The sequence below is a fragment of the Halomonas litopenaei genome (assembly GCF_017303055.1).
GTDB lineage: Bacteria > Pseudomonadota > Gammaproteobacteria > Pseudomonadales > Halomonadaceae > Halomonas > Halomonas litopenaei_A.
Genome location: NZ_JAEKJT010000005.1, coordinates 156,961 through 181,459, shown reverse-complemented (window position 1 = coordinate 181,459; position 24,499 = coordinate 156,961). Strand labels below are relative to the sequence as shown.

Annotated in this window: 25 protein-coding genes; 13 read left to right on the top strand and 12 right to left on the bottom strand. The window is 62.2% G+C overall.

All coding sequences use genetic code 11. The annotated features are described in order from the left end of the window. Nucleotides 1-169 precede the first annotated feature (169 nt). The 7 genes from JF545_RS10980 to JF545_RS10950 all read left to right on the top strand — a co-directional run bounded on the left by JF545_RS10980 (nucleotide 170) and on the right by JF545_RS10950 (nucleotide 6,864). Nucleotides 170-1,141 carry a phosphate ABC transporter substrate-binding protein gene (locus JF545_RS10980; RefSeq protein ID WP_224907864.1) on the top strand — a complete coding sequence of 324 codons (972 nt, stop codon included), beginning with the start codon at nucleotides 170-172 and terminating at the stop codon, nucleotides 1,139-1,141. Between the two features lie 73 nt (nucleotides 1,142-1,214). After that, on the top strand, nucleotides 1,215-2,423 hold the full coding sequence (locus JF545_RS10975) for an ABC transporter permease subunit (RefSeq protein ID WP_206942042.1): 1,209 nt from the start codon (nucleotides 1,215-1,217) through the stop codon (nucleotides 2,421-2,423). Further along, nucleotides 2,420-4,000: a phosphate ABC transporter permease PstA gene (gene pstA, locus JF545_RS10970; protein ID WP_206942040.1), complete on the top strand. Its 1,581-nt coding sequence runs from the start codon at nucleotides 2,420-2,422 to the stop codon at nucleotides 3,998-4,000. Before JF545_RS10975 ends, pstA begins: the two co-directional genes overlap by 4 nt. Nucleotides 4,001-4,086: 86 nt before the next feature. Further along, on the top strand, nucleotides 4,087-4,860 hold the full coding sequence (gene pstB, locus JF545_RS10965) for a phosphate ABC transporter ATP-binding protein PstB (RefSeq protein WP_206942567.1): 774 nt from the start codon (nucleotides 4,087-4,089) through the stop codon (nucleotides 4,858-4,860). Nucleotides 4,861-4,892: 32 nt separating this feature from the next. Beyond that, nucleotides 4,893-5,627, top strand: a complete 735-nt coding sequence (phoU, locus tag JF545_RS10960; protein WP_206942038.1) for a phosphate signaling complex protein PhoU — start codon at nucleotides 4,893-4,895, stop codon at nucleotides 5,625-5,627. Between the two features lie 135 nt (nucleotides 5,628-5,762). Then, on the top strand, nucleotides 5,763-6,491 hold the full coding sequence (gene cysZ, locus JF545_RS10955; protein WP_206942036.1) for a sulfate transporter CysZ: 729 nt from the start codon (nucleotides 5,763-5,765) through the stop codon (nucleotides 6,489-6,491). A gap of 37 nt (nucleotides 6,492-6,528) precedes the next feature. Then, nucleotides 6,529-6,864, top strand: coding sequence for a YnfA family protein (locus tag JF545_RS10950; RefSeq protein ID WP_206942033.1), 336 nt, complete (start codon nucleotides 6,529-6,531; stop codon nucleotides 6,862-6,864). A 58-nt stretch (nucleotides 6,865-6,922) separates the two neighbouring features. Here the strand turns inward: JF545_RS10950 and phoR are convergent, their stop codons facing one another. From phoR to JF545_RS10930, 4 genes are all read right to left on the bottom strand, one after another. Then, nucleotides 6,923-8,236 (bottom strand): phosphate regulon sensor histidine kinase PhoR, encoded by a 1,314-nt coding sequence (phoR, locus tag JF545_RS10945; protein ID WP_206942032.1) that lies wholly within the window; start codon nucleotides 8,234-8,236, stop codon nucleotides 6,923-6,925. An 89-nt stretch (nucleotides 8,237-8,325) separates the two neighbouring features. After that, nucleotides 8,326-9,015: a phosphate regulon transcriptional regulator PhoB gene (phoB, locus tag JF545_RS10940; RefSeq protein ID WP_206942029.1), complete on the bottom strand. Its 690-nt coding sequence runs from the start codon at nucleotides 9,013-9,015 to the stop codon at nucleotides 8,326-8,328. Between the two features lie 111 nt (nucleotides 9,016-9,126). Continuing rightward, entirely contained in the window at nucleotides 9,127-10,020 is an 894-nt protein-coding gene (gene ubiA, locus JF545_RS10935) for a 4-hydroxybenzoate octaprenyltransferase (protein WP_206942027.1), read from the bottom strand. 234 nt (nucleotides 10,021-10,254) lie between these two features. After that, nucleotides 10,255-10,839 (bottom strand): chorismate--pyruvate lyase family protein, encoded by a 585-nt coding sequence (locus tag JF545_RS10930; protein WP_206942026.1) that lies wholly within the window; start codon nucleotides 10,837-10,839, stop codon nucleotides 10,255-10,257. 155 nt (nucleotides 10,840-10,994) lie between these two features. Here JF545_RS10930 and JF545_RS10925 point away from each other — a divergent pair, with 155 nt between their 5' ends. The 3 genes from JF545_RS10925 to JF545_RS10915 all read left to right on the top strand — a co-directional run bounded on the left by JF545_RS10925 (nucleotide 10,995) and on the right by JF545_RS10915 (nucleotide 13,184). Continuing rightward, nucleotides 10,995-12,167 (top strand): FAD-dependent oxidoreductase, encoded by a 1,173-nt coding sequence (locus JF545_RS10925; protein WP_206942025.1) that lies wholly within the window; start codon nucleotides 10,995-10,997, stop codon nucleotides 12,165-12,167. A gap of 292 nt (nucleotides 12,168-12,459) precedes the next feature. Further along, nucleotides 12,460-12,735 carry an HU family DNA-binding protein gene (locus JF545_RS10920; protein WP_045991652.1) on the top strand — a complete coding sequence of 92 codons (276 nt, stop codon included), beginning with the start codon at nucleotides 12,460-12,462 and terminating at the stop codon, nucleotides 12,733-12,735. 92 nt (nucleotides 12,736-12,827) lie between these two features. After that, entirely contained in the window at nucleotides 12,828-13,184 is a 357-nt protein-coding gene (locus JF545_RS10915; protein ID WP_206942024.1) for a hypothetical protein, read from the top strand. A 207-nt stretch (nucleotides 13,185-13,391) separates the two neighbouring features. Here JF545_RS10915 and recG read toward each other — a convergent pair whose 3' ends face one another. Together recG and JF545_RS10905 are read right to left on the bottom strand one after the other, a co-directional pair. After that, a complete protein-coding gene (recG, locus tag JF545_RS10910) occupies nucleotides 13,392-15,473 on the bottom strand; it encodes an ATP-dependent DNA helicase RecG (protein WP_206942023.1) in 2,082 nt (693 codons plus the stop codon). Next, nucleotides 15,470-16,387, bottom strand: a complete 918-nt coding sequence (locus JF545_RS10905; protein WP_206942022.1) for a hydrogen peroxide-inducible genes activator — start codon at nucleotides 16,385-16,387, stop codon at nucleotides 15,470-15,472. Before JF545_RS10905 ends, recG begins: the two co-directional genes overlap by 4 nt. A gap of 115 nt (nucleotides 16,388-16,502) precedes the next feature. On the opposite strand from JF545_RS10905, the gene JF545_RS10900 reads away from it, so the two are divergent. Beyond that, on the top strand, nucleotides 16,503-17,381 hold the full coding sequence (locus JF545_RS10900; RefSeq protein ID WP_206942021.1) for an SDR family oxidoreductase: 879 nt from the start codon (nucleotides 16,503-16,505) through the stop codon (nucleotides 17,379-17,381). 110 nt (nucleotides 17,382-17,491) lie between these two features. Here the strand turns inward: JF545_RS10900 and JF545_RS10895 are convergent, their stop codons facing one another. The 6 genes from JF545_RS10895 to gmk all read right to left on the bottom strand — a co-directional run bounded on the left by JF545_RS10895 (nucleotide 17,492) and on the right by gmk (nucleotide 22,585). Further along, nucleotides 17,492-17,986 carry an acyloxyacyl hydrolase gene (locus tag JF545_RS10895; RefSeq protein WP_206942020.1) on the bottom strand — a complete coding sequence of 165 codons (495 nt, stop codon included), beginning with the start codon at nucleotides 17,984-17,986 and terminating at the stop codon, nucleotides 17,492-17,494. Between the two features lie 237 nt (nucleotides 17,987-18,223). Continuing rightward, nucleotides 18,224-18,736: an RNA 2',3'-cyclic phosphodiesterase gene (thpR, locus tag JF545_RS10890; RefSeq protein WP_206942019.1), complete on the bottom strand. Its 513-nt coding sequence runs from the start codon at nucleotides 18,734-18,736 to the stop codon at nucleotides 18,224-18,226. Between the two features lie 72 nt (nucleotides 18,737-18,808). Next, nucleotides 18,809-19,198, bottom strand: coding sequence for a RidA family protein (locus JF545_RS10885; RefSeq protein ID WP_206942017.1), 390 nt, complete (start codon nucleotides 19,196-19,198; stop codon nucleotides 18,809-18,811). Nucleotides 19,199-19,280: 82 nt separating this feature from the next. After that, nucleotides 19,281-21,413 (bottom strand): RelA/SpoT family protein, encoded by a 2,133-nt coding sequence (locus JF545_RS10880; RefSeq protein WP_206942015.1) that lies wholly within the window; start codon nucleotides 21,411-21,413, stop codon nucleotides 19,281-19,283. A 63-nt stretch (nucleotides 21,414-21,476) separates the two neighbouring features. Further along, nucleotides 21,477-21,737, bottom strand: a complete 261-nt coding sequence (gene rpoZ / locus JF545_RS10875) for a DNA-directed RNA polymerase subunit omega (protein WP_206942013.1) — start codon at nucleotides 21,735-21,737, stop codon at nucleotides 21,477-21,479. A 215-nt stretch (nucleotides 21,738-21,952) separates the two neighbouring features. Then, on the bottom strand, nucleotides 21,953-22,585 hold the full coding sequence (gmk, locus tag JF545_RS10870; protein ID WP_206942011.1) for a guanylate kinase: 633 nt from the start codon (nucleotides 22,583-22,585) through the stop codon (nucleotides 21,953-21,955). A 150-nt stretch (nucleotides 22,586-22,735) separates the two neighbouring features. On the opposite strand from gmk, the gene JF545_RS10865 reads away from it, so the two are divergent. Beyond that, the gene (locus JF545_RS10865; RefSeq protein ID WP_222486896.1) at nucleotides 22,736-23,425 is read left to right on the top strand and encodes a lysophospholipid acyltransferase family protein; all 690 of its coding nucleotides are present in this window, start codon (nucleotides 22,736-22,738) and stop codon (nucleotides 23,423-23,425) included. Continuing rightward, on the top strand, nucleotides 23,418-24,374 hold the full coding sequence (locus JF545_RS10860; RefSeq protein WP_222162294.1) for a phosphatidate cytidylyltransferase: 957 nt from the start codon (nucleotides 23,418-23,420) through the stop codon (nucleotides 24,372-24,374). Before JF545_RS10865 ends, JF545_RS10860 begins: the two co-directional genes overlap by 8 nt. The last annotated feature ends 125 nt before the right edge of the window (nucleotides 24,375-24,499 follow it).

Genomic DNA, 24,499 nt, shown 5'->3' with positions numbered 1-24,499 from the left:
ACCACCACGCCCAGAAGCTTTGATAGACGTTCTGGCAGAAGCTCTGGCAGAAGTTCTAGGTGGTTGCCTTGGCAACCGTGTGGCACGGATGATGTGAAAACTCAGGAAGATAGCCGAGCGAAGGCGTCATTCTGTCTGACGTGATGCTGAGCCAATGCCGGGAGGCCAGATGTCCAGCGTGTCCCATTTTGCTGCCACCAGCAGGCGCATCGTGATGCTCCTGTGGCTGGGCTGGGTGGCATGGTTACCCTTGCCGGCGACGGCACACGATGTCGCGGGGGCATTGAACGCAGTAGGTTCGGACACCATGGCCGAGCTGATGCTGCGCTGGGGGGAACAGTTCGAAGAGCAGCGTCCAGGCGTTCGTCTGCAGCTGCAAGTGGCAGGATCCGCCAGTGCTCCACCCGCGTTGATTGCCGGCACTACGCTGTTGGGCCCCATGTCGCGGCCCATGCAGGATGATGAGAAGGCAGCATTTGCGGCACGTCACGGCTATGCCGTCACTCCCGTGGTCGTGGGCAAGGATGCCCTGGTCGTGGTGGTCAATCGGCATAATCCCCTCGAGCGTCTGAACCGCCAGCAGCTCGACGCCATCTTCTCCGATACGCTGGCCTGTGGTGCGGAAGAAAGCATCGACCACTGGCAGCAGCTGGGGCTGGATGATCCCCAGGGCAGCATCCATCTGTACGGTCGTAATGCGGTCTCCGGTACTCACGGTCTGTTTCGGCGTCGTGCGCTGTGTGATGGTGAGTTCAAGGTATCCGTCACCGTCTCGGCGGGATCGGCAGCGGTGGTCGCCGCTGTCGGTGACGACCCGCGAGGCATCGGGTATGTCGGTTTGAATCATTTGAACGCTGACGTGCGTGAGGTGGCCATTGCCGATGGCCAGCGTGACGTGAGACCTGAGCGTCAGGCGCTGCGGGATGGGGACTATCCGTTGGTTCGCGACTTGCTCATTTACGTCAACCGGCCCCCGGAAACACCGCTGCCGGAGGTAGAGCGTGCCTTCCTGGACATGGTGCTGTCGCCGTCGGGTCAGCGCGTGGTGAAGGAACTGGGCTTCGTGGCGCTGTCTCCCTCGGCATTGATGGCACAGCGACGAGCGCTGGGGCTACCGGCGTTGGCACGAGAGGAACGTTGATCAAGCCGCCTTCTGTCATCCAGATGTCATGAAGATGTCGTAATCTTCCGCTATGCAACAATGGCTGGCCTAGATGTCTGATCCTACCTCCACCAATCCTCTCTATCGGTCCCGCCAGCGGCGAGATCGACTGGCCACCCTGCTGATCACGGCAGGGGGGATCGGTGTGCTGTTGACGGTCATTGCCATCGCGGTATTTCTGCTGGTGGAGGTGGTGCCCCTGTTCTGGCCCGGGGCAGACGGAATGTCTCTGAGTGCGCTGTGGTCGGCCCCCGGCACCAGTGGCGAAGCTGAGTTTCGCTGGCTGCCTCATCGCCTCGAAGAGGGGGTGGTTGCCCAGGCCAGTCTGGCGCCGTTGCTGTGGGGGACGCTTGAGGCCGCTATATGGGCGCTGATAGTGGCCATACCGTTGGCACTAGGCGCGGCGGCCCACTCGAGTCTGTATATGACGCCGGGACTGCGTGCGCGCATGAAGCCGACCCTGGAGCTGATGGAAGCCATGCCCAGCGTCGTACTGGGTTTCATTGCCGGGCTGGTGCTGGGCCCCTGGGTGGAACGCCATCTGGCCGAGGCAGTGTCCGTCGTGCTGCTGCTGCCCCTCGCGATGATCACGCTGGCGCTGGGCCATCGTCGGCTACCGGTCCCCGTGCAGCGGTACCTGTCGCTGAATTCGGCCGCCTTGTGGTTATTGCCCTGCCTGTTGTTGCTGGTACTCGCCGCGGTGCAGCTTGCCCCGCTGTGGGAGAGCTGGTGGTTCGCTGGCGACCTGCGCGAATGGGTCGAGCAGCGCTGGGGTCTCGATGTTCAGGCCCGCAATGCCATGATCGTGGGGCTGGCGATGGGGTTTGCCGTGATCCCCGGCATTTATGCGCTGGCCGAGGATGCGCTCAGTGATGTGCCGCGAAACCTGGCGGAAGGCGCCCAGGCCATGGGTGCCACGCGCTGGCAGACCCTGACCCGCGTCATGCTGCCGATTGCCCTCCCGGGGATCTTCTCCGCCATCATGATCGGGGCCGGTCGAGCGGTGGGAGAAACCATGATCGTGTTGATGGCCAGCGGTAACAGCGCCCTGATGACGGCGACGCCGTTGGATGGCCTGAGGTCGCTGGCCTCGAGCATTGCGATTGAACTGCCTGAAGCGGCACCAGGCGGCACCCACTACCGCTTGCTGCTATTGGCGGCCCTGGCGCTGTTTCTGTTTACCTTTCTGATGAACACCCTGGCCGAGCTGGTGCGTGCAAGACTCAGGCAGCGCTTCCGGCGTTCGCGGGGTGATACATGAAGATTCCCGGCCATACGGCGGTCGGCAGCAAGACGCTTAGACGTCCGCATGAGGGGCCCTGGGCGTGGTTGGCTGCGGCCTCGGTAGCGCTGTCGGTATTGATGCTAGGCGCCTTGATTGTTCTGCTCAGCGTGAAGGGGCTGGCCAACTTCTGGCCGTCGACCCTGCACGAGGTCATCCTTGATGACGGCGACACGGTCATAGGCGTGCCTTTTGAGCAGCGCACGCTGCCCGGTGGAGAAGGCGTCGAGCGGCGCTACTGGATAGCCAATCGTGATGATGGCGGTGGCATCTGGCGCTGGTTGAGCGTCCCGCGGCTGGCGAGTGACCAGACGCCTGATGACCTGGTCGTGCTTGAGCGACGTCACTGGGGCACCTTCTTCGGTCGCCTGGTGGCAGTGAGGCTGGAGGGTGAACGGCTGACGGGAGAGGCCGCGTGGCTGGCCATGGAGCAGCGGCTCAAGGAGCTTGATGCCCTGCGCCAGGCCCGACAGCAGTTGACCCGTGATGACATACTGCCGTTGATCCGGCGCATGGAGCGTGAGCCGTCGTCGAGCGAGACACAGCACCGCCTGGATGACCGGCAACTGCAAGCGTTGCAGGCGCGGGCGAAGGAGCTTCGTCGGTTGCAGCAGGGCGGGGTGCTGGTGCTTGAGAACAGCCAGGGCCAGCGTCAGGAGCAGCCCTTGGAGGAAGTGCTGGATGCCTGGCGCCCCAACGCCATGGCCTGGTACGAAAAACTGGGCCACTGGGGAGGAGAACTGTGGCAATTCCTGTCCGAGGGGCCCCGGGATGCCAACACGGCCGGCGGCGTGTGGCCTGCGATCTTCGGCACTATCTTGATGGTGTTGCTGATGTCGGTGCTGGTCACGCCCTTCGGTGTGCTGGCTGCCGTCTATCTCAATGAAGTGGCCCATCAAGGCCGCTTGACTCGGCTAGTGAGGATTGGCGTGCGCAATCTGGCCGGGGTGCCCTCCATCGTATACGGCGTGTTTGGCCTCGGGGTCTTCGTCTATGGTATCGGCGGCAGCATTGATCGGTGGTTCTTCGACTCATCTCTGCCATCGCCGACCTTTGGTACCGGCGGATTGCTGTGGGCATCGTTGACCCTGGCGCTGTTGACCCTGCCAGTCGTGATCGTGGCCACTGAAGAGGGCCTGTCACGGATTCCCCTGCACCAGCGCGAGGGGGCACTGGCACTGGGGGCAACACGCTTCGAGACCTTGACTCGGGTGGTGCTGCCGATGGCCATGCCGGCCATGCTGACAGGATTGATTCTGGCGGTGGCCCGGGCCGCGGGAGAAGTGGCGCCGCTGATGTTGGTCGGCGTGGCAAAGCTTGCACCACAGGTTCCAGTGGACGGTGAGTTTCCTTTCCTCCACCTTGAAAGAAAGTTCATGCACCTTGGCTATCACATCTACGATGCCGCCTTTCATTCCAGCGATGTTCAGGCCGCCATGCCGCTGGTCTATGCCACGGCTCTGTTGTTGGTAGTGGTTATTTTGGTGCTTAACCTGACTGCAATATTCATGCGGCATTATCTGCGCAAGCGTCATGGTGCGCCGGTGCGTCGATGATGCAGGGAGAGTCAATGTCCATCGATGGAAGGCTGCCCCAACGCCAGCTCAGCCAGGCCTCCCTGGGAAGTCGGCGCGGGGCGGTCATGGCGTTTTCGGAAGCCGATACGTGCCTGGATATCCAGGGGCTAAGTCTGGCCTATGCGGGCAAGCCCGCATTGAAGGATCTGACGCTGCGCATCCCGCGGCACCGAGTGACGGCCTTCATCGGGCCGTCGGGCTGCGGCAAGTCGACGTTGCTGCGGGCACTTAACCGGCTGCATGACCTCAACGAGGACGTCAGCCGGCGCGGCAGTATCTATCTCGATGGGCACGACATCCATGATTCGCGAGTGGCCGTGTCGGAGTTGAGGCGACGGGTAGGCATGGTCTTTCAGGCACCCAATCCTTTTCCCATGTCGATCTACGACAATGTCGCCTTTGGTTTGCGACTGCAGGGGGGACTCAGCAAGCGGCGCATCGATGATGTGGTCGAGTGGGCGCTGAAGTCAGCCGCACTGTGGGAAGAAGTAAAGGGGCGCCTGCGTGCGTCAGCCTGGTCACTGTCAGGTGGTCAACAGCAGCGACTGGTGATTGCGCGGACCCTGGCGGTAGAGCCCGAGGTGCTGCTGCTGGATGAACCCGCCTCCGCTCTCGACCCGATCTCGACGCTCAAGATCGAGGAATTGATTCGCACGCTGAAGCCACATCTGACCCTGGTACTGGTCACTCATAACATGCAGCAGGCGGCACGCGTGTCCGACTATACGGCGTTCCTGCATAACGGTGAGCTGGTGGAGTACGGACCGACCGACACCCTGTTCACGCACCCGCGCCTGAGGCGCACCGAAAACTACATCACCGGACGTATGGTGGGCTGATCGCCCCCTGCACCTCCCTTCAGGAGACCTCCATGGATATCACCAGCGATACCCACAGTCAGCATATCTCGCGCCAGTTCAATCACGAGCTTGAAGAGCTCAAGACCCACCTGATGGCCATGGGTGGCCTGGTCGAGAAGCAGGTGCAGGATGCTGTCAGCGCACTGCTCGACTCCGACTCGGCGTTGGCCTCCCGGGTGGTCGACAATGACCGCGCGGTCAACGATATGCAGATCAAGATTGATGACGAGTGCACCCGCGTGCTGGCCCGCCGCCAGCCGGCCGCCTCGGACCTGCGCCTGGTGCTGGCGGTGATCCGCGCCGCATCCGATCTCGAGCGTATCGGTGATGAAGCCAGCAAGATCGCCCGTAACGCCATCGAACTGGTGGACGGCAATAATGGCACTCGCGGGTTCGTCGAGGTGCGCAATATCAGCGAGCACGTTCGCCACATGATGCGCGATGCACTGACCTCTTTTGCCCGCTTCGATACTGAGCTTGCGATGCAGGTGGTGCAGGAAGACGAGCGCGTCGACAGCGAGTATCAAAGCGCCATGCGATCGCTGATGACCTTCATGATGGAAGATGCGCGGTCTATCTCGCCAGTGCTCGCCATCATGTGGATTCTGCGAGCCCTAGAGCGCGTGGGTGACCACGCCAACAACCTGGCCGAGTACGTCATTTACCTGGTCAAGGGCCTGGATATCCGTCACGTCTCGCCGGACAAGATTGACCCGGATCTGCTGGACGACGACGCCTCGTCTTGACCTGAACGCCGCAAGCGGCGTCAATAGGCCGGCCCTGTCAGGGTCGTTGCCGGTACCCTGAACTGCGGGCCATCGTCGAGACGATGGCCCGCAGTCGTTATGGCCTTGTTGATGTCATTGCCAAGGATAGAAGTCATGCTGAATGCTATTGAGGCGGTTCGTCGCGGTACGCGGCTGGTCTATAGCCGTGGACTGCGCCGCTACGTCTTTCTTCCCATTCTGGTCAATCTGCTGGTCTATGCCGGCATGCTCAGCTATGTGCTGGGTGAGTTTGGTGGCTGGCTCGACAGCTGGATGGCCATGGTCCCAAGCTGGCTGGAGTGGCTCGACTGGCTGATATGGCCCCTGTTCGTGGTCAGCCTGATCGTGATCGTGTTCTTTTCGTTCACCCTGGTGACCCACCTGATTGCAGCCCCCTTCTACGGCTTTCTGGCAGCGCGTGCCGAGGTCGAGCTGACGGGGCAGGAGCCCAGCGACGACCGCGGTTGGCTCAAGACCGGTGTTGATGCACTCGGGCGTGAACTGCTCAAGCTGGCGTATATTCTGCCGCGCATGATCGGCCTGTTCATCCTCAGCTGGATACCCGTGGTGAATCTGGTGGCACCGCTGCTCTGGGCGGCCTTCAGCGCCTGGACCATGGCGATTACCTATCTCGACTATCCGATGGACAATAACAAGGTCAGTTTTCCCGATATGCGCAAGCGACTGTCGGCGCGCTGGTGGCCGAGTATCAGCTTTGGCGGCCTGGTGACGCTGATCACCTGGATACCACTGGCCAATCTGTTTCTGATTCCCGGCGCAGTGGCCGGGGCTGTGCTGATGTGGGATCAGCACTATCGCCAACTGCCGGTGGTGCGTCGCTGATGGCGACCTGTCACCTGGCCGGTGCAAGGCGCTGCCGATGTTGACAGGGTTGCCTGGGCTGGCCATCTACCTGTTGGCGGCGGTGGCCGAGATCGCCGGCTGCTTCGCGGTATGGCGCTGGTGGAGGGCGGATGGTGCGGCCTGGTGGCTGTTGCCCGGTCTGTTCAGCCTGGCGCTGTTTGCCTGGCTGCTCAGCCAGGTAGACGCTGACTATGCTGGACGCGCCTTTGCCGCGTACGGCGGCGTGTATATCGCGGCATCGTTGGGCTGGATGTGGTGGGTGGAGCAGCGCCCCCCCGATCGCTGGGACATGATGGGGGCGGCGCTTTGCCTGGCGGGCGCTGCGGTTATCTTGCTGGGTCCCAGGAGCTGAAAAGACACAGTGATGCCAGCCTGGCTTGAAGCGGGGCTGGTGTGTCCCTGGGTCGGGGTCAGGGCGAGGCGGCCGTCTGGCGGTTTTCCTGCACTCGGCTCGAGGGGAAGATACAGCGGAAGGTGGCGCCTTCACCCGGATGTGAGTCGATGTCGAGGCGCGCATCGTGGCGCAGCAGCACGTGCTTGACGATGGCGAGGCCTAGTCCGGTGCCACCGGTCGCCGTGCTGCGTCCCTTGTCTACCCGATAGAAGCGCTCGGTGAGGCGCGGAAGGTGCATCGGGTCGATGCCGTCGCCGTCGTCCTCCACCTCAAGACAGGCGCCATCACCGTAGGCCCGCCAGCGTAGCTGGATACGTGCGCCATCGCCGGCATAGCGCACGGCATTGAAGGCCAGGTTGGAAATGGCACTGTGAATTTCCTTCTCACTGCCCTTGAGCCCACGCGGATCGTCGATGGACACCTCGATCTGCTGGCGCCCACCAGACAGCGCCTGTGCATCTCGCTTGACGGTCTGCAACAGAGTGGTGGGGTCGAGCCGCGTGTGGTCATCGCCGCCCTGATCGTTTTCCAGTCGCGACAGCAGCAGCAGATCATTGACCAGGTTCTGCATCCGACGGGTCTGGTTCTGCATCTGCGCCACCCCCTTGCCGAGCCGTTCGGGCAGCATGTCGGCCATGTCGCCGTAGGTCTCGAGATAGCCGGTCAGTACCGTCAGTGGCGTGCGCAGCTCATGGGAGACGTTGGCCACAAAGTCTCGGCGCATCTGTTCCAGGCGGTGCAGGCGTGTGATGTCGCGCGCCATGACCAGGCGTTCATCGTCACCGTACAGGGTGATCTGGAACTGCAGGATCATGTTCTCGTCGATGGGCGATGGCAGGCTCAGCGGCTCACGATAGTCCCGCTCGTTGAAATAGCCGACGAAGCGCGGATCACGCAGCAGGTTGGTGATATGTTGACCACGGTCCAGCGCCGGCTTCAGGCCTAGCATGCGCTCGGCAGAGCTGTTCCACCATTCGAGATCGCCATGGCGATCCAGCATGACCACACTGTCGCGCATCGCTTCAGAGGACTCCTGGATACGCTGAAGCGTTGAGCGCAGGCGTCGTTGGGTAATGCGCTGGCCCTTCTGGTAGCGATAGAGTCGATCAAACAGCTCGCCCCACAGACCGCTGGCGGTAGGAGGTTCCTGCTGGGGACGATGGGTCAGCCAGTCGTGCATGGCGTGCAGGTTGCGCAGATGATAGGCGAGACCAAGCGTCAGGCCCGCTCCGACGCCGACACTCGTCAAGGAAAAGGGCCAGCCCAGCAGGGCGCCGATGCCGACCAGCAGGGTCAAGCGCCAGACTTCTCGTCTCCACAGTCGACCCACGTCAGCTCCTGGCTCCGTTCACCTATGTCCTCCTGTCTGCCGCCAGCCGTACAGGCGCTATCAAGCTTGCGTGGAAGGGAGGCAAGACGTCACATCTTGGCCGAAAAACGGTAGCCGGTGCCGCGCACGGTCTGGATCAGCTGCTGATGTGGCTCGCCAAGGGCCTTTCGCAGGCGGCGAATGTGCACGTCGACGGTGCGTTCCTCGACGTAGACGTTGCCACCCCAGACCTGATCAAGCAACTGGCCGCGGGTGTAGGCGCGTTCCTGGTGGGTCATGAAAAACTGCAGCAGGCGGTATTCGGTGGGCCCCATGTCGAGCGACTTGCCGTCGACGCTGACGCGGTGGCTGACAGGATCGAGCTTGAGCCCGTCGACTTCCACCGGGTCTTCAACGCCGCGGGGAGTGGCACGACGCAGCACCGCTTTTAGACGGGCGACCAGTTCCCGGGGAGAGAACGGCTTGGTGATGTAGTCGTCTGCACCTGCTTCAAGCCCCTGAATCTTGTTGTCCTCCTCACCCTTGGCGGTGAGCAGGATGATCGGCAGCTCGGCGGTGGTTTCTTCCCGCTTGAGGCGGCGTGCCAGCTCGATGCCACTGGTTCCGGGCATCATCCAGTCCAGCAGCAGCAGGTCTGGCTGATCGTCCACGATAATCGCGTGAGCCGCCTGGGCATTGTCGGCCTCGAGGACCCGGTAGTCGGCCATTTCCAGAGCCACCGCGATCATTTCGCGGATGGGCGCTTCGTCGTCGACGATCAATACGGTCTTGGCTGTCATCCCGGGCCTCTTGTTCAGGGTCTTCCTATCAACGGTGACAGATGACACCACGTCAATGTGACATTTAGATGACATTGGCCGAGCTGTCGAGCCCTCGACAGCTCGACAGGGTCATCCCAGGTCGGGATAGAGACTCAGCGCCAGGCCGGCAAACAGCAGCAGGCCCGACCAGTGATTGTTGAGAAAGGCCTGGAAGCAGCGATCGCGATCACGCTCCTTGATGAGTCTCTGCTGGTGGATAAAGGTAGCCGCCATGGCCAGCCATCCCAGCCAATAGAAACCGCCGATATTCAGCAGAACGCCCGCCCAGGCCAGCAGGCCCAGCGTTGCCAGCTGCAGCAGCGCGATGATGCGAGTGTCCCAGCGACCAAACAGCACTGCGGTCGACTTGATGCCGATCTTGAGATCATCGTCACGGTCCACCATGGCGTATTCGGTGTCATAGGCCACCGTCCACAGTACATTGGCGGTGAACAGGATCCAGCCGACCGTGGGTACCTCGCCCAGCACGGCACCGAATGCCATGGGAATCGCCCAGGAAAAGGCGGCCCCCAGCACCACCTGGGGAAAGTGGGTGTAGCGCTTCATGAAGGGATAGCTGGCGGCCAGCACGGCGCCGATCAGCGACAGCCATACGGTAAAGCCGTTGGTCAGCCAGACCAGCACGAAGGCCGCTGTCAGCAGACCGACGAACAGGACCTTGGCTTCCTGCTCGCTGATACGCCCAGTCGCCAGAGGGCGGTGTTTGGTACGTTTGACGTGACCGTCGAAATGGCGGTCTGCATAGTCGTTGACGACACAGCCTGCTGCTCGCATCAGGTAGACGCCAGCGACAAAGATCAGCAGGGTGTCGCGGGCGGGAATGCCGTCCGCCGCTACCCACAGCGCCCACAGTGTTGGCCACATCAACAGCCAGGTGCCGATGGGGCGATCCAGACGCATCAGCGCCAGGAAGTCGGGAATTCGGGCGAGGCGTCCGGGGGGACGCAGCAGGGAGCGGTCCATCGTGGTCTCTCGAGGGCTAGTGGAAAGTCGCTGTCACAGGCATCGTGGCGGGCACGCTTCAGCCGTGTCCGCATCCGCTGGTGTGGCGTTGAGCGTCGAAACAAGACGAGACAGTTCATCCATGGGTGTCGCCGGGAGCGACCATTTGCTGCCAGGTCTGGTCAGCGCTTGTCGACATGACGGACCAAGCCTAGCGCGGGGAGACGGGCGTGACCAGTACAGCGCGGTCGCTGTCTAGCCTGGAGACGGGTCGAGTGACAGCGCCTCGGCCATGGCGGGCAGAAAGCTCTCTTGCACCAGCATCACCCAGCCCCCGTGGCAAAACAGAGAGCGCCGTTGCCAGATACCGCGGTATCCGTGGATAGGACGAGATATCCGGCTGATCTCGATCGGACTGCGGCGAAGATCCGGCTGCTGAAACAGCCAACTGCCCAGCGAGTTTTCGCCAAGGCCGGCAAAGGGCGCCTGTTGATCGCTCACCCGTGGTGCCACTGAGCGTGCCACCACCCAAGGGACCTCGTCGACGCACAGCGCGACCTCGCGCAGCCAGGCCTGCTGGCCGGCCGCCAGTCCCAATGCCTCGGCCTCGTCCGGCCATGGCTGCCCCAGGTACTGGTCGAGCAGACGCACGTGAAAGCGTCCCTCGCCAGCGGCCGCCATCAGTCTCTCCGTCAGTGAGTCGCGGGAAGCCAGCCACTCCAGCCAGCGCTCAGAGATGGCATGCGACGATGCGGGGATGTCGCGCCACTCGGGAGTCGATCGCGGGCACTCGGGCTCGACATGGCAACGGGACGGGGTGACATGAGGATGCTGTGACATGGGGCCTTGAGGTCCTTGCTGCACCGGACGTCGTGCTCCGGTAGATGGGCGCATAGTGTACCATGGTGCACAGGAGTCACTCGCTGGAGCCCCCGCTGGGCACTCCGGTTTCTTGAATGACCGCAGGGCGGTCGTCGGCAGAGTCGAAGTACGTGATGCAAGCACCCTTGACCATCATCGGCACTGGCATGGCAGGCATTGGCCTGGTGCGCCAGGTGCGCGCACTGGACGCCCGGCGTCCGATCACCCTGATCACGGCCGATAGCGGCGATGACTACGCCAAACCCTTGTTATCCACGGGCTTTGCCAAGGGCTTGGCGGCGGATCGGCTGGCGGCCCGTTCGGCCCTGGAGCTGGCCGATCAGCTGAATGTGGTGGTGCGCCCCCATACCTGGGTAGACCGCATCGACACAGCGTCCTCGTGCCTGTGGATTGGCCAGGAACGGCTGCCCTGGTCGGACCTGGTGCTGGCTACCGGTGCCAGCCCTGTCGCTCCCTTCGCCATTCCGGCGGAGCTCAGCGGCCGCGTGTTCTCGATCAATGATCTCGATGACTACCGCCGCTTCTCGGCCATTCTTGACGGCCTGGAGCGTCCGGCGCGAGTGGCGGTGATCGGGTTGGGCCTGGTGGGCTGCGAGTTCGCCAACGACCTCCAGGCGGGCGGACACCAGGTCATCATGGTAGGCCCGGAGCAAACCTTGCTGCCGAGGCTGCTGCCCCAGCAGCCGGGCCAGGCGCTGGGCAATGCGTTTCGTGACGCTGGCATCGAGATCAGAAGCGGGCGCCTGGTCGACAGCTTAGCGCGTCAGGCTGCGGGCGATGAACAGGAGATCGTCCTTCGGCTCGATGACGGCCAGACGCTGAGCGCTGATCTCGTGCTGGTCGCTACGGGGCTCAGGCCCCGCAGCCAGTTGGCCGAAGCGGCGGGCATCCGTACCGGCCCCGACGGCATCCAGGTGGATCGCTATCTATCGACGTCCTATCCGCGTATACACGCACTGGGAGACGTGGCCTCGGTGGACGGCGTCAACGCGATGTATGTGCAGCCGTTGCAGGCATCGGCCAAGGCCCTGGCCGCTACCCTGTGCGGCAGCCCGACCCCGGTGAGCTACGGCCCATGGCCCGTGCTGGTCAAGACACCGCTGCTGCCGGTGGTGGCGTTGCCGCCGGCAAGTGAGCGAGTGCAATGGCGGATCGAGGCCGATGGCGATGACATCAGCGCCCTTGCCGAGGACGAACAGGGGCAGCTCAAGGGGTTTGCGTTGACGGGAAAATGCGTTCGTCGGAAAGTCGAACTGGCGCGGGCGGCACCGCCGTTGCTAGGCTAGGTTCGTTGATGGTGGCTGGGCCACCGTCGTTGAAGGTGCCATCGTTGCAGTGTGTGATACTGATTCTGATTCGTGTAACACGAATGGACGGTGTCACGTCGATGGATTTCGAGTGTCATCTCACCACAACAAGGATGCACTGATCGATCCGTGACGTTCATTGCCGGCATCGTATGGGAGCGTTGGCATGGCAGGACCTGGAAGGGTCCAGGTGGACACACGGACAGTGTTTCCATAACAATGATCCCGGTGCCATGGCACCGGGTAGTCAAGCCAAAATTAGGAGGGCTGTATGCGCAAGCCAGAACTCGCCGCGGCAATTGCCGAGCGCGCTGATCTATCCAAGGACAAGGCCAGCCAGGTGCTGAACGTGATTCTCGACGAGATCACCGGCAGTGTTTCCTCGGGCCAGGATGTGTCTTTGATCGGCTTCGGCACCTTTACCGTGCGCGAGCGTGCCGCGCGGACCGGCAAGAATCCCCAGACGGGTCAGCCGTTGAAGATTCCCGCCAGCAAGACAGTCGCCTTCAAGCCCGGCAAGGGCCTCAAGGACGCCGTCGCCCGCTGAGGCGACGCTTGCCATTGTCAGAAATGGCAGCGAATGGCTGATATCGCGGCTCGCTTGGCGGGCCGCGCCTTCCTATTCCAGCGTGAGGCAACATGACTCTGAGACTGATGTTGTGGCTGCTGGGTGTCATGCTGAAGCGGGCACTCAAGCGCAAGGCGCGCTTTCGTGAGCGGCTGGAAGAAAAAGGTGGGCTCGACTGGGGTATCGCGACAGAGGACCTGTCGATCGCTCGTTACTACCGCATGCGGCCCAGCGGTATCGAGACCCAGCGAGGACTCCCCGTCGATCTGGACCTCGAGCTGCGCTTCCAGGATAGCCAGACAGCGGTGAAGGTGTTGCGTCGGCCCACCCAGCAAGTGTTTTTCGACGCCATGATGTCGGGACAGTTGCGCCTGGTAGGGGACGCTCAGGATATGGACAGATTGCAGCGTCTGCTCAAGCATCTGTAGGGGGATGACGGCCACCATTGCGTGGCTCGTGATCGCGCGGAGCAGGCCCACCGCCAGCGAGTGAATCTTGGCACCCGCATCCACCGCACCTTGATCTTGTGACAGAACTTGATAGTGCTGCAGGCATTGATGACATCCCGTTTCAGGGGGCATCACCCGCCGTCTTCCTGCACGCTTCCCACGACATGCCTTGTGGCTCTGCGCGGTCTACACCTGCCCATAGCGCCCAGCTTCTTCTCCCAGCCAGCGCCTGATCAGCGGGCGACTGGCCCCAGGATCGCGTGCCAGTAAGGCGTCTGCCAGTGGGGTGATCTGTGGCAGCAGGTCGGCGTCGCGTTCCAGGTCGGCAATCTTCATCTGAGCCAGGCCTGTCTGGCGGGTGCCCAGCACCTCGCCTGGACCACGAATTTCCAGATCCCGCTCGGCAATGCGAAAGCCATCGGTGGTTTCTCGCATCACCGCCAGGCGCTGCTTCGAGGTGTTCGACAGCGGCGGGTGATAGAGCAACACGCAGTAGCTTTCGGTGCTGCCTCGACCGACGCGTCCACGCAGCTGGTGAAGCTGGGAGAGCCCGAGACGTTCAGGGTTTTCGATGATCATCAGGCTGGCGTTGGGCACGTCGACACCGACTTCAATGACGGTGGTCGCTACCAGCAGGTCCAGCTCACCGCCCTTGAAGGCAGCCATGGTAGCGGCCTTGTCGGCGACTTTCATGCGACCGTGTACCAGCCCGATGGACAGCTCAGGCAGGGCCTCTGTCAGCTCCTGATGGGTCACCTCGGCTGCCTGACAGGTCAGCGCCTCGGATTCCTCGATCAAGGTACACACCCAGTACGCCTGCCTTCCTTCGGCACAGGCGTTACGAATTCGTGCAATGACGTCGGGCCGACGCTCATCCGGCACCACGGCAGTGGTCACCGGAGTTCGGCCGGGCGGTAGTTCATCAATCACCGACACATCAAGATCGGCATAGGCACTCATTGCCAGGGTGCGTGGGATCGGCGTCGCAGTCATGACCAGCTGATGGGGCGTCAGACCACCTTGCTCGCCTTTCTCGCGCAGTGCCAGGCGTTGGTGGACGCCGAAGCGATGCTGCTCGTCGATGATGGCCAGGCCAAGGCGGTCAAAAGAGACGTCATCCTGAAAGATGGCATGGGTGCCGACAATCATCCGCGCCCGACCATCGGCGATAGCCGCCTTGGTATCCAGTCGTGCCTTGCCCTTGAGCTTGCCCGACAGCCAGGCAACGTCGATGTCCAAAGCGCTGAACCAGTCGCGAAACGCCCGATAGTGCTGTTCTGCCAACAGTTCCGTCGGCGCCATGATGGCGGCCTGGCAGCCTCCGGCAATGGCGGTCAGGGCGGCCATGGCAGCGACCACGGTCTTGCCTGAACCCACGTCACCCTGGACCAGGCGCAGCATGGGGGCAGGCTTGGCCAGATCGACGCCAATCTCGTCGAGCACACGCCGCTGGGCGCCGGTCAGAGAAAAGGGCAACTGCGCCAGAAAACGCGTCTTTAGACTGCGTCCGCTGGGCAAGCAAGGGGCGCCGTCGGACTGAATGCGCAGGCGCACTTCGCGCAGGCTCAGTTGATGGGCCAGCAGCTCTTCCGTGGCCAGGCGTCTGCTGGCCGGATGGCGGCCGTCGCTCAGGGCGTCGACATCGCTGTCCGGGGGTGGGTGGTGCAGGGTCTTCAGGCTGTCCTGCAGTCCTACCAGGGAAAACTGTTGGCGAATGTCGTCCGGCACATAGTCGGGCAAGGCTGCTGGGTCGGCCTCGAGCATGGCCATGGCCTGGTCGATCAAGGCGCGCAGCCTGGCCTGGTGGAGACCCTCGGTGGTGGGATAGATGGGGGTCAGATGATCTTCCACGGGTGGCTCGTCACCCCCGATCAGGCGGTACTCGGGGTGGTAGATCTCCAGCCCCGTGGCACCGGCGCGGGCTTCACCGAAGGCGCGCACCCGTGTGCCTGGACGGAATTGCTGCTGCTGGGCAGGAGAAAAGTGAAAGAAGCGCAGGCTGAGAATGCCGCTGCCATCCTTCAGTCGCACCAGCAGACTGCGGCGCCGACCGCGGATGACGTCAGCGGCACTGACATCTCCCTCGACGACCGCTTCATGGCCCCCGCGCAGGGTCGCGATGGGGGTGATCCGCGTGCGGTCCTGGTAGCGCAGCGGCAGATGAAAGAGCAGATCCTCGACGGTCTCCACTTTCAGCCGCGCGAGCTTCAGTGCCAGCGCCTCGCCCACACCCTTCAGTGATGTGACGGCTTCGTTCAGGCGACTCACGCCGTCTCCTGGTCGGCGGCGCGGCAGCGGGCGATGGCGTCCGTGACCGCGTCGATCGCCTTGGGCCGCGGAAAGCTGGCGCGCCAGGCGATCGCCACCGTGCGCCCCGGAGGCTCGCTGAACGGTCGGCTGATCAACATGCCGCTCTCATAGTGGCTGGTACCAATGGCGGAGCGTGGCAATACCGTGATGCCAAGACCCGATGCGACCATGTGGCGAATGGTCTCCAGGGACCCGCCTTCTGCGGTCAGCGTGTTGTTGGGACTGTTGAGCTTCTGGCTGATGGCCGGGCAGGCTTCCAGGATCTGGTCACGGAAGCAGTGACCTTCACCCAGCAGCAGCAGGCGTTCTTCCAGCAAGTCTTCCTTGGCGATGCTCTTGCGCTTGGCCCAGCGATGATCTGACGGTAGCAGAACTTCGAAGTCTTCTTCATACAGCGGCTTGGTGACCACGTCGGTCTCGGTAAACGGCAGGGCGACGATGATGGCATCCAGCTCGCCGTTCCTCAGCTTGCGCCGCAGCCCACCGGTGAAGCCTTCCTCGATATAAAGAGGCATCTGGGGGGCGCCTCGGGTCAGCTCCGGAATCAGGTGCGGGAACAGGTAGGGCCCGATGGTGTAGATCGCACCAATGCGCAGGGGACTGGCCAGCTGGTCACGTCCGGCCGTCGCCAGTTCCTTGATGGCGCTGCTTTGTTCCAGCACGCGCTGAGCCTGCTCGACGATCTTTTCGCCGAGGGGTGTGACCTGTACCGTGGACTTGGATCGCTCGAACAGGGCGACCTCCAGCTCCTCTTCCAGCTTTTTCACCGCCACCGAGAGTGTCGGCTGGGAGACAAAGCAGCGCTCTGCGGCACGCCCGAAATGGCGCTCCTGGGCCAAGGTTACGATATAGCGGAGTTCTGTTAGAGTCATATGGTGCCGATCGGCATCCTCTGTTCGGGGTATTGATCAAGGCGCCAGACGCTGGATGCGCGGGTCTCCGGACCGGAGCCTCATAGGGATTTTATATCAGGGGGACGCGGTAAAGGTGAAGACGACGACGTTGATTGTTGGTTGTGGCGACATTGGCATAGCGCTGGGCCGTGAACTTCTGGCCAAGGAACATCGGGTCATTGGTGCTCGGCGCCACCCCGAACGGCTGGCCGAAACGGGCATCGAGGGAGTGACGGTGGATCTCGCCGATCCTGAATCCGTGACCGCCCTACCGGATGCTGACATCGTGGTATACGTGGTCAGCGCCGACCGCTTCGAGGAAGATGCGTATCGTGCGGCATATCCGGAGGGGCTGAAAGCGGTCCTGGGCACCCTATCTGAACGTGATGTCCCGCCCCGCCATGTGTTCTTCGTATCCTCCACCAGCGTGTACGCCCAGCGTGACGGAGAAACGGTCGATGAACAGAGCCCTACCGAGCCATCCGGCTTTTCCGGCGTGTTGATGCGGGAAGCCGAACAGGCGTTGATCGATCACTCGCTACCGGGAACCGTGGTGCGCTTTTCCGGCATCTATGGGCCTGGCCGCGACCGTCTGATTCGGCAGGTCAGTGAAGGACGGATTGCGCCCGCCACGCCCCCCATGTACTCCAATCGCATTCATCGCGACGATTGCGCCGGGGTGCTGGTGCACCTGATCGACAAGGCGTTGCAGGACGACGCCCTGGCCCCGCTCTATCTGGCCAGTGACAGCGAACCGGCCCCGCTCAATGAAGTGATGACGTGGTTGGCCAAGCAGTTGAAGGTCGAGTGCACCGAGACCATTCAGTCCCCGCTGCGGCGCAGGGCCAGCAAGCGTTGCGATTCTCGTCTGCTGATCGAGAGCGGCTACCGTTTTCGTTACCCCAGCTTTCGCGACGGCTACGCTCAGGTGCTCAAGGAAGGGGGCTTCCTGCAGGTGGATCCCGTCGGCTGAGATTGCCTGGAAATGTCAGGGCCCGCGACATATGTCACGGGCCCGGTCGCTAGGACAGCTCGACAAGACGCTGATGGCACAGCGAGTCATCACGGTGCCTATGGGCTTGGCTAGTAGGCCAGACGCCAATTCAACCCATACAGCTCGAAGCCGTCATTGGGTTCCTTGATACTGGCGTTGGAGTAGTGGGTGATGCTGACTGACAGGTCACCATAGCCCCCCATTCTTACGCCCAGAGCCAAACGATCTTCGAACTGAAAGGCGCTGCCCAGGTCTCGGTCCTCGATGTGGGTATCGACAAAACCTGACGCGCCAATACCTCCCTCGACGAAGACGTGTTCCCAGCTGTAGCGAAGTGCCGGACGAACATAAAACGCCTGGTTATCGCTGCGTTCATCCCCCTCGAAAAGAATGAATCCTGTGCCCAGGCGAAGATCCAGTGCCGGATGATAGTGGCTGAGGTCAAAGGTCCAGTCGTAGCCCAGGTCCAGGGCTCCTGTCCCTTCACTGGTGGAGCCGAGACCAAGCGTCGGACCAGCCATGGCTGGAGTGGCAAGGCTGGCAAGCAGGCAGACGGCCAGCGGACGAGCAAGTATGTTTGGCATGAGTTTTCCCTGGTTCTTTTCATCCCTTGTTATTGGCCTGCGATGTCCCTGCAAGCCTTCACCCGAGACAGGGTGAACCTGTCTGTCACGCATGTGCGGTCGGTGCGGACCGCGGGGGGCTGGCAGCACGTTGGGCAAAGGTGCTGGCAACTCTGTGTATGATCGATGCCATAAAGATGCGTCAGTTTGTGCCAATAGAGCCACCAACTGACGGTGATTCACCCTGATGATTCGCCTTCATGCCTTGCTGGAGGCCAAGAGCGTGTAGTGGCTTCCCTCATGGCTTAAAGATGACTGTATTAGGTGAATAGAAGTATAGGACCAGCAGAATTTGTCCACGGATAAAGCTTGTGCCGCAGGCGCCATTGCTCTACGCCGTAGCGATACATGGGGACGAAAATGAGAAGGCCGGTGAGCCAGTCCCATGTCAGCGAGCTGACGAGACAGCGCTGCCTGTTGCAGCAGCAGGTTCTGAGGTGGTTGCCCGGGGCCGATCCAGACAATGCCGGGAGCCGTAAAAACACCGAGGGTATCGAGGACGAGCCGGCCGTTCACGGGCGGGTAGTGTTCAACAAACTGGCGAAGGCGTGCGCTTGTCGTCGCATCCTGTTCACCCAGGAAGGCCAGGGTCAGGTGAATATTGGCATCGGCAATGCGGCGGCCGCCACAGTCAGCCTCCAGCGCTTCGGAGAGGGCACCCAGGCGCTTGCGCAGGGCGTCGTCAGGGAGCAGGGCGATGAACAGTCGCATGATGGGCTGGGCCAGCGAGGAGCCATGCCGGTACCTTGATGACGCCACAGGCACCGGCAGGCGTGAGGGTCATCAGTCGCCGATGACCATGACCGCTTCTGCTTCGAACTGGCTGCCCTTGGGCAGTGCCTTGACGCCCACCGCCGCACGGGCCGGGTATGGCTTGGTGAAGATCTCTTCCATCACCTTGTTGACCGTGGCGAAGTTGTCCAGGTCCACCAGATACAGGTTGAGCTTGACGATGTCCTGCAGTGAGCCAGCGGCTTCTTCGCAGACGGCTTTCATGTTGGTGAACACCTGGCGCGCCTGGGCCTCGAAGTCATCCGACACCAGCTCCATGGTGGTCGGGTCGAGGGGGATCTGGCCTGACAGGTAGACAGTGTTGCCGGCCTTGATCGCCTGGGAGTAAGGACCGATGGCGGAGGGGGCTTGATCGGTGTTGATAACAGCCTTGTTGCTCATTATTGACTCCTGATGTTATGTCGATGGCGACAGCCACGTGGCGAACGGCCATGGGATTCATGGCCTGTTGGCGCCACCCAGGTCAGTTGCCGAGACGAGAAATCTTGCCGATATGGGAGAGATTACGCAGTCGCTTGATGATGCGCGCCAAGTGAATGCGATCCCGCACAGAAAGCGTCAGATTGACGATGGAGAGACGAGCGTCTCTCTCTTCGATACCGATGCGCTCGATGTTGGCGTCGGCATCGGTGACCAGTCCGGCCAGTTCTGCCACCAGGCCGCGACGACTCTCGACCTCCAGGCGCAGTGCCACCTGGAAATCTTCATCAATGGTGTCCGACCAGTTCAGGGTGAACAGCTTTTCCGGATCGCTCTTCAGCTCCTGCAGATTGCGACACTCGGAGCGATGTACCACGATGCCCTTGCCCACCGATAGGTGGCCGATGATCGGATCGCCCGGTAGCGGATAACAGCAGCGCGCAAACTTGATCACCATGCCTTCCACGCCACTGATAGTGACGTTGGAGCTGTCGCTGCTGTCGCGATTCTGCGTGATCCGCTCGCCCCGCTGCAGCTCCACCAGGCGCCGCGCGATGACGTGGGTCATGCGGTTGCCAAGCCCGATGGCTTCCAGCAGATCGGACTCGTTCTGGATCTCCATTTCCTTGAGCAGGCGGGCCATGACGTCGTCACCCAGATCTTCCAGGTGTACCTCGAACTCCATCAACGCCCGGGTCAGCAGGCGGCGACCAAGCTGCACGGCTTCGGTGTGCTGTTGGTGCTTCAAGGCGTGACGAATGGCCGAGCGGGCCTTGGCCGTGACCACGAAATTGAGCCAGGCAAGGTTAGGCTTGCCGCCAGGAGAGGTGATGATCTCCAGCGTCTGGCCGCTTTCGAGGCGGGTCGACAGCGGCGCCAGGTGACGATCGATGCGACAGGCGATGCAGGTGTTGCCGATCTCGGTGTGTACCGCATAGGCAAAGTCGATCACGGTAGCGCCCTGGGGCAGCTCCATGATGTCGCCCTTGGGGGTGAACACGTAGATATCGTCCGGGAACAGGTCGTTCTTGACGTGCTCAATGAACTCCAGGGAGTCGCCGGCATGGCGCTGCATCTCCAGCAGGCCCTTGACCCATTCGCGGGCCCTGGCACGGCTGCCCTCGGCAATCGGATGCGAGGTCTGGCCTGCCTTGTAGAGCCAGTGGGCAGCGATGCCGTTGTTGGCCATGGCTTCCATTTCACGAGTGCGGATCTGCACTTCGATGGGCATGCCGTTGGTGCCGAACAAGGTCGTGTGCAGGCTCTGGTAGCCGTTGGCCTTGGGGATCGCGATGTAGTCCTTGAAGCGTCCGGGTACCGGCTTGTAAAGGTTGTGCACCATGCCCAGGATGCGATAACAGCTGTCGACATCGTCGGCGATGATGCGAAAGCCGAACACGTCCATGATCTCGGCGAAGGACTTTCGCTGGTCGCGCATCTTGCGGTAGATCGACAGCAGATGCTTCTGGCGACCGATGACGGTGCCCTTGAGCTCGTGCTCGTCGAGCCGAGTCTGCAAGGCGTTCTGCACCTGGCGAATGGCGGAGCGACGATTGCCACGGGCGCTGGCCACGGCACGCTTGATTCGCTCGGCCCGCATCGGGTGGATAGCCTGAAAGGACAGGTCCTCGAGCTCGACGCGAATGGTGTTGATGCCAAGGCGGCTGGCAACGCGAGCATAGATTTCCAGGGTTTCCCTGGCGATGCGACGCTTCTTGTCAGGCCTGAGCGCACCGAGGGTGCGCATATTGTGCAGACGGTCGGCCAGTTTGACGATGATGACCCGGATGTCCTGGGACATCGCCAGCACCATCTTCTGGAAGTTCTCAGCCTGGGCGACGGCCTTGTCCTCGAAGGTGATCTGGGTCAGCTTGGATACACCGTCGACCAGGTCGGCCACGGGCTCGCCGAACTGTCTGGCCAGGGCCTCCTTGGGGACGCCGGTATCCTCGATGACGTCGTGCAGCATGGCCGCCATCAGACTCTGATGGTCCATGTGCATGTTGGCGAGGATATTGGCCACCGCCAAGGGATGAGTCACATAGGGTTCACCGGAACGCCTGCGCTGGCCGTCATGGGCCTGTTCAGCGTAGTAAAAGGCACGCCTGACCTGCTGGATTTCCTCGGCGGGCAGATAGCCTCCGAGTCGGTCAGACAGATCGTCGATGGTGAACATGTGGCGTGCCCCGACTGCGTGATGAGGACCCCGTGGGATGGCCAACGGCCATCCCCGGCGCGATCATTCCTCGGAGGGCGAGGCGTGAGAGTACTCGGGACGGAAGCGGCTGGGAGCCTCGACCGGCTCGTCCAGTACGCTGTCATCGATCAGGCCGTCGGCGATTTCACGCAGGGCCATGACCGTGGGCTTGTCGTTTTCCCAGGGCAGCAAGGCATCGCGGGAGCCGCGGGCCAGCTGACGGGAGCGCTGGGTGGAAATCATCACCAGCTTGAAACGGTTCTCGACATGTTCCAGACAATCTTCGACGGTAACTCGCGCCATTGGGCCCTTCCTGATCTGACAGACAGTGTGTCGGGCAGGTGCTGGCCTTTCGCGGTCGGCGAGACGGACTATGCCCCCGCCGACGATTGCGCCCGGGGGTTGCACCTGCGAAGTGACAGGCTAGATTACTCGAGTCACGCCGCTTCTGACAAGACGCTGGACGGTCGTTGCAGTGCCGAACCGCTTGCCCACCGGCGTGGTGGTGAGGAGGTACCTCAATTGTGTGGCTGCGTATCGGTCAACAGCGCTTCGAGCAGGGCAGCATGACGCTGATTCTGGCGCGGGGTCGCCAGGCGCTGGGCGACGACCAGTGCACGCAGTTCGTCCAGCGCCGTGGTGAAGTCGTCATTGATCACCAGGAAGTCGTATTCGTCATGGTGAGACATTTCACTGACGGCTTCACGCATGCGCGCGCTGACGACCTGATGGTCATCCGTACCACGGCTCGACAGGCGACGCTCGAGCTCTTCCCGGGAGGGCGGCAGAATGAACACCGAGACCGCGTCCGGCATCTGCGCCCTGACCTGACGAGCGCCCTGCCAATCGATCTCGAGGATGACGTCCTGACCTGCGGCCAACAGGGTTTCCACGGCGCTTCGCGAGGTGCCGTAGCAGTTGTCGAAGACCCGTGCGTGCTCGAAGAAGTCGCCCTTGTCGATCATGGCGTCGAAGGTCGGCATGTCGACGAAATGGTAGTTCACGCCATCTACCTCGCCCGGTCGCTTGGCTCGGGTCGTATGCGAGACCGATACCTGAATGCCGTCGAGGCCCTCGATCAATTCGCGCACCAGGCTGGTCTTGCCGGCGCCGGAAGGGGCGGAAATGATGAATAGCGTACCTTGGGACATGGGCGGGGTCTTCACCTGAGGGATTCGGAACAGAGAGTGCAATATGAGGGCAACCGAGGGCCCGAAGTATGGCACAGTTGCCGTCCGGGCTGCACCCGTCGACGCCGGAGAGGGAGATCTCGCACGCGGTGCCTGATACAGGGAATGAACATGAAGAAACCCTCTTGGAGGGCGTCATTGACGGGCATGCTGATTCGCCTGTTCGCACGCCTGGTGACATCGCCACGGCCAATCTGGTCGGGAATCGCGCCGATAGCGCGCCAGCGGCTGTATTACGCCAATCACTCCAGTCATGGCGACTTTGTCCTGATCTGGACCACCTTGCCGCCGCGCCTGCGAGCGCGAACTCGCCCGGTGGCGGGGGCCGACTATTGGCTGGCGTCGCCGCTGCGCCGCTTTTTGATCCATGAGGTGTTTCAGGGCGTGCTCATCGCGCGTCAGCGCAAGACAGACCAGACGGCGACGCAGCCACAGGGAGACCCCCTTGAAGACATGGGCGCTGCACTGGCAGCAGGCGACTCCTTGATCCTGTTCCCTGAGGGCACGCGTAACACCCGTGAGGATGGCATGCTGCCGTTCCGTTCTGGGCTTTATCACCTGGCCCAGCGCCATCCCGAGGTCGAACTGGTACCGGTATGGATCGATAACCTCAACCGGGTGCTGCCCAAGGGCGAGGTGGTTCCCCTGCCCCTGCTGTGCACCCTGACCTACGGGGCACCCCTGCCGCGTATTGATCACGAGAGCCGCACAGACTTCCTGGCGCGTGCCCAGGAGTCGCTGATGGCGTTGGCGCCGAACGCGCAAGAAGCATCGCTCCAGGGAGGCGCGTCGCATGAATGACATGGTGATCCCCGCAGGCCTGGGAACGCTGCTGGCGGCGATTGCCGGCATCCTGGTGGTCGCGAGTACCATCGGTTTCGTGTTGGCGAGGCGTTACTCCCCTGGTGGGGAGAACGAGGTGATCGAGAACCTCAACCAGCGTATTCGTTCCTGGTGGCTGATGGCGATACTGATGGGCATCGCCCTGCTGGGCGGACGAACAGGCGTGGTGCTGCTGTTCGCCTTTGCCTCCTTCTCCGCGCTGCGCGAATTTCTCAGCCTGATTCCTTCTCGACGCGCCGATCACTGGGCGTTGGCGCTGGTGTTCTTCGTGGTGCTGCCCGTGCAGTACGTGTTTATCTGGCAGCAGTACTACGGCATGTATTCGATCTTCATTCCGGTGTATGCCTTCTTGCTGCTGCCGGTTGTCGCCGCGATCAGGGGCGATAGCCATGGCTTTTTAGACCGAGTCAGCGAGGTGCAGTGGGCCTTGATGGTGTGCGTGTTCTGCGTATCGCACGTGCCCGCATTGCTGACGCTGGATATTCCCGGTTTTGAAGGGCGCAATGTCCTGCTGATTGCCTTTCTTATCGTCGTCGTCCAGCTCAGTGACGTGCTGCAGTACGTGTGGGGCAAGCTGATAGGTCGGCGCAAGATCGCCCCACGCTTGTCCCCATCGAAGACGCTTGAAGGGTTTGTCGGAGGGGTGGCGAGTGCCACCCTGGTCGGTGCCGGACTGGCCTGGATGACCCCGTTTACCTTGCTCCAGGCGGCCTTGCTGGCACTGATGATCGCGTTGCTGGGCTTCGTTGGAGGGCTGGTGATGTCAGCGATCAAGCGTGATCGCGGGATCAAGGATTGGGGACACCTGATTGAAGGGCATGGTGGCTTTATCGATCGCCTGGATTCAGTGATCTTTTCCGCGCCCATCTTCTTTCATGTGGTGCGCTACTTCTGGTCTGTCGCCTGAGCTGACTCGCTACCTCTGCCTTGTGGGCGTCATGACGACAGCGCCGGTCCTCAGGGGACCGGCGCTGTCGTATGAACCACCCGGCGGAGCGGGTCGGGAGTGTGCCCGGCCGAGATCGTCGGTCG

Bases quoted from the DNA above. Each gene is read 5' to 3' on its own strand.
- thpR (WP_206942019.1), bottom strand. From the start codon at position 18,736: ATGCGACTGTTCATCGCCCTGCTCCCTGACGACGCCCTGCGCAAGCGC.
- pstA (WP_206942040.1), top strand. From the start codon at position 2,420: ATGAAGATTCCCGGCCATACGGCGGTCGGCAGCAAGACGCTTAGACGT.
- JF545_RS10885 (WP_206942017.1), bottom strand. From the start codon at position 19,198: ATGAGCAACAAGGCTGTTATCAACACCGATCAAGCCCCCTCCGCCATC.
- JF545_RS10930 (WP_206942026.1), bottom strand. From the start codon at position 10,839: ATGTCACAGCATCCTCATGTCACCCCGTCCCGTTGCCATGTCGAGCCC.
- JF545_RS10895 (WP_206942020.1), bottom strand. From the start codon at position 17,986: ATGCCAAACATACTTGCTCGTCCGCTGGCCGTCTGCCTGCTTGCCAGC.
- JF545_RS10950 (WP_206942033.1), top strand. From the start codon at position 6,529: ATGTTGACAGGGTTGCCTGGGCTGGCCATCTACCTGTTGGCGGCGGTG.
- cysZ (WP_206942036.1), top strand. From the start codon at position 5,763: ATGCTGAATGCTATTGAGGCGGTTCGTCGCGGTACGCGGCTGGTCTAT.
- pstB (WP_206942567.1), top strand. From the start codon at position 4,087: ATGGCGTTTTCGGAAGCCGATACGTGCCTGGATATCCAGGGGCTAAGT.
- rpoZ (WP_206942013.1), bottom strand. From the start codon at position 21,737: ATGGCGCGAGTTACCGTCGAAGATTGTCTGGAACATGTCGAGAACCGT.
- JF545_RS10905 (WP_206942022.1), bottom strand. From the start codon at position 16,387: ATGACTCTAACAGAACTCCGCTATATCGTAACCTTGGCCCAGGAGCGC.
- JF545_RS10920 (WP_045991652.1), top strand. From the start codon at position 12,460: ATGCGCAAGCCAGAACTCGCCGCGGCAATTGCCGAGCGCGCTGATCTA.
- JF545_RS10975 (WP_206942042.1), top strand. From the start codon at position 1,215: ATGTCTGATCCTACCTCCACCAATCCTCTCTATCGGTCCCGCCAGCGG.
- JF545_RS10915 (WP_206942024.1), top strand. From the start codon at position 12,828: ATGACTCTGAGACTGATGTTGTGGCTGCTGGGTGTCATGCTGAAGCGG.
- JF545_RS10925 (WP_206942025.1), top strand. From the start codon at position 10,995: ATGCAAGCACCCTTGACCATCATCGGCACTGGCATGGCAGGCATTGGC.
- JF545_RS10860 (WP_222162294.1), top strand. From the start codon at position 23,418: ATGAATGACATGGTGATCCCCGCAGGCCTGGGAACGCTGCTGGCGGCG.
- phoB (WP_206942029.1), bottom strand. From the start codon at position 9,015: ATGACAGCCAAGACCGTATTGATCGTCGACGACGAAGCGCCCATCCGC.
- JF545_RS10865 (WP_222486896.1), top strand. From the start codon at position 22,736: ATGAAGAAACCCTCTTGGAGGGCGTCATTGACGGGCATGCTGATTCGC.
- phoU (WP_206942038.1), top strand. From the start codon at position 4,893: ATGGATATCACCAGCGATACCCACAGTCAGCATATCTCGCGCCAGTTC.
- JF545_RS10980 (WP_224907864.1), top strand. From the start codon at position 170: ATGTCCAGCGTGTCCCATTTTGCTGCCACCAGCAGGCGCATCGTGATG.
- ubiA (WP_206942027.1), bottom strand. From the start codon at position 10,020: ATGGACCGCTCCCTGCTGCGTCCCCCCGGACGCCTCGCCCGAATTCCC.
- JF545_RS10880 (WP_206942015.1), bottom strand. From the start codon at position 21,413: ATGTTCACCATCGACGATCTGTCTGACCGACTCGGAGGCTATCTGCCC.
- gmk (WP_206942011.1), bottom strand. From the start codon at position 22,585: ATGTCCCAAGGTACGCTATTCATCATTTCCGCCCCTTCCGGCGCCGGC.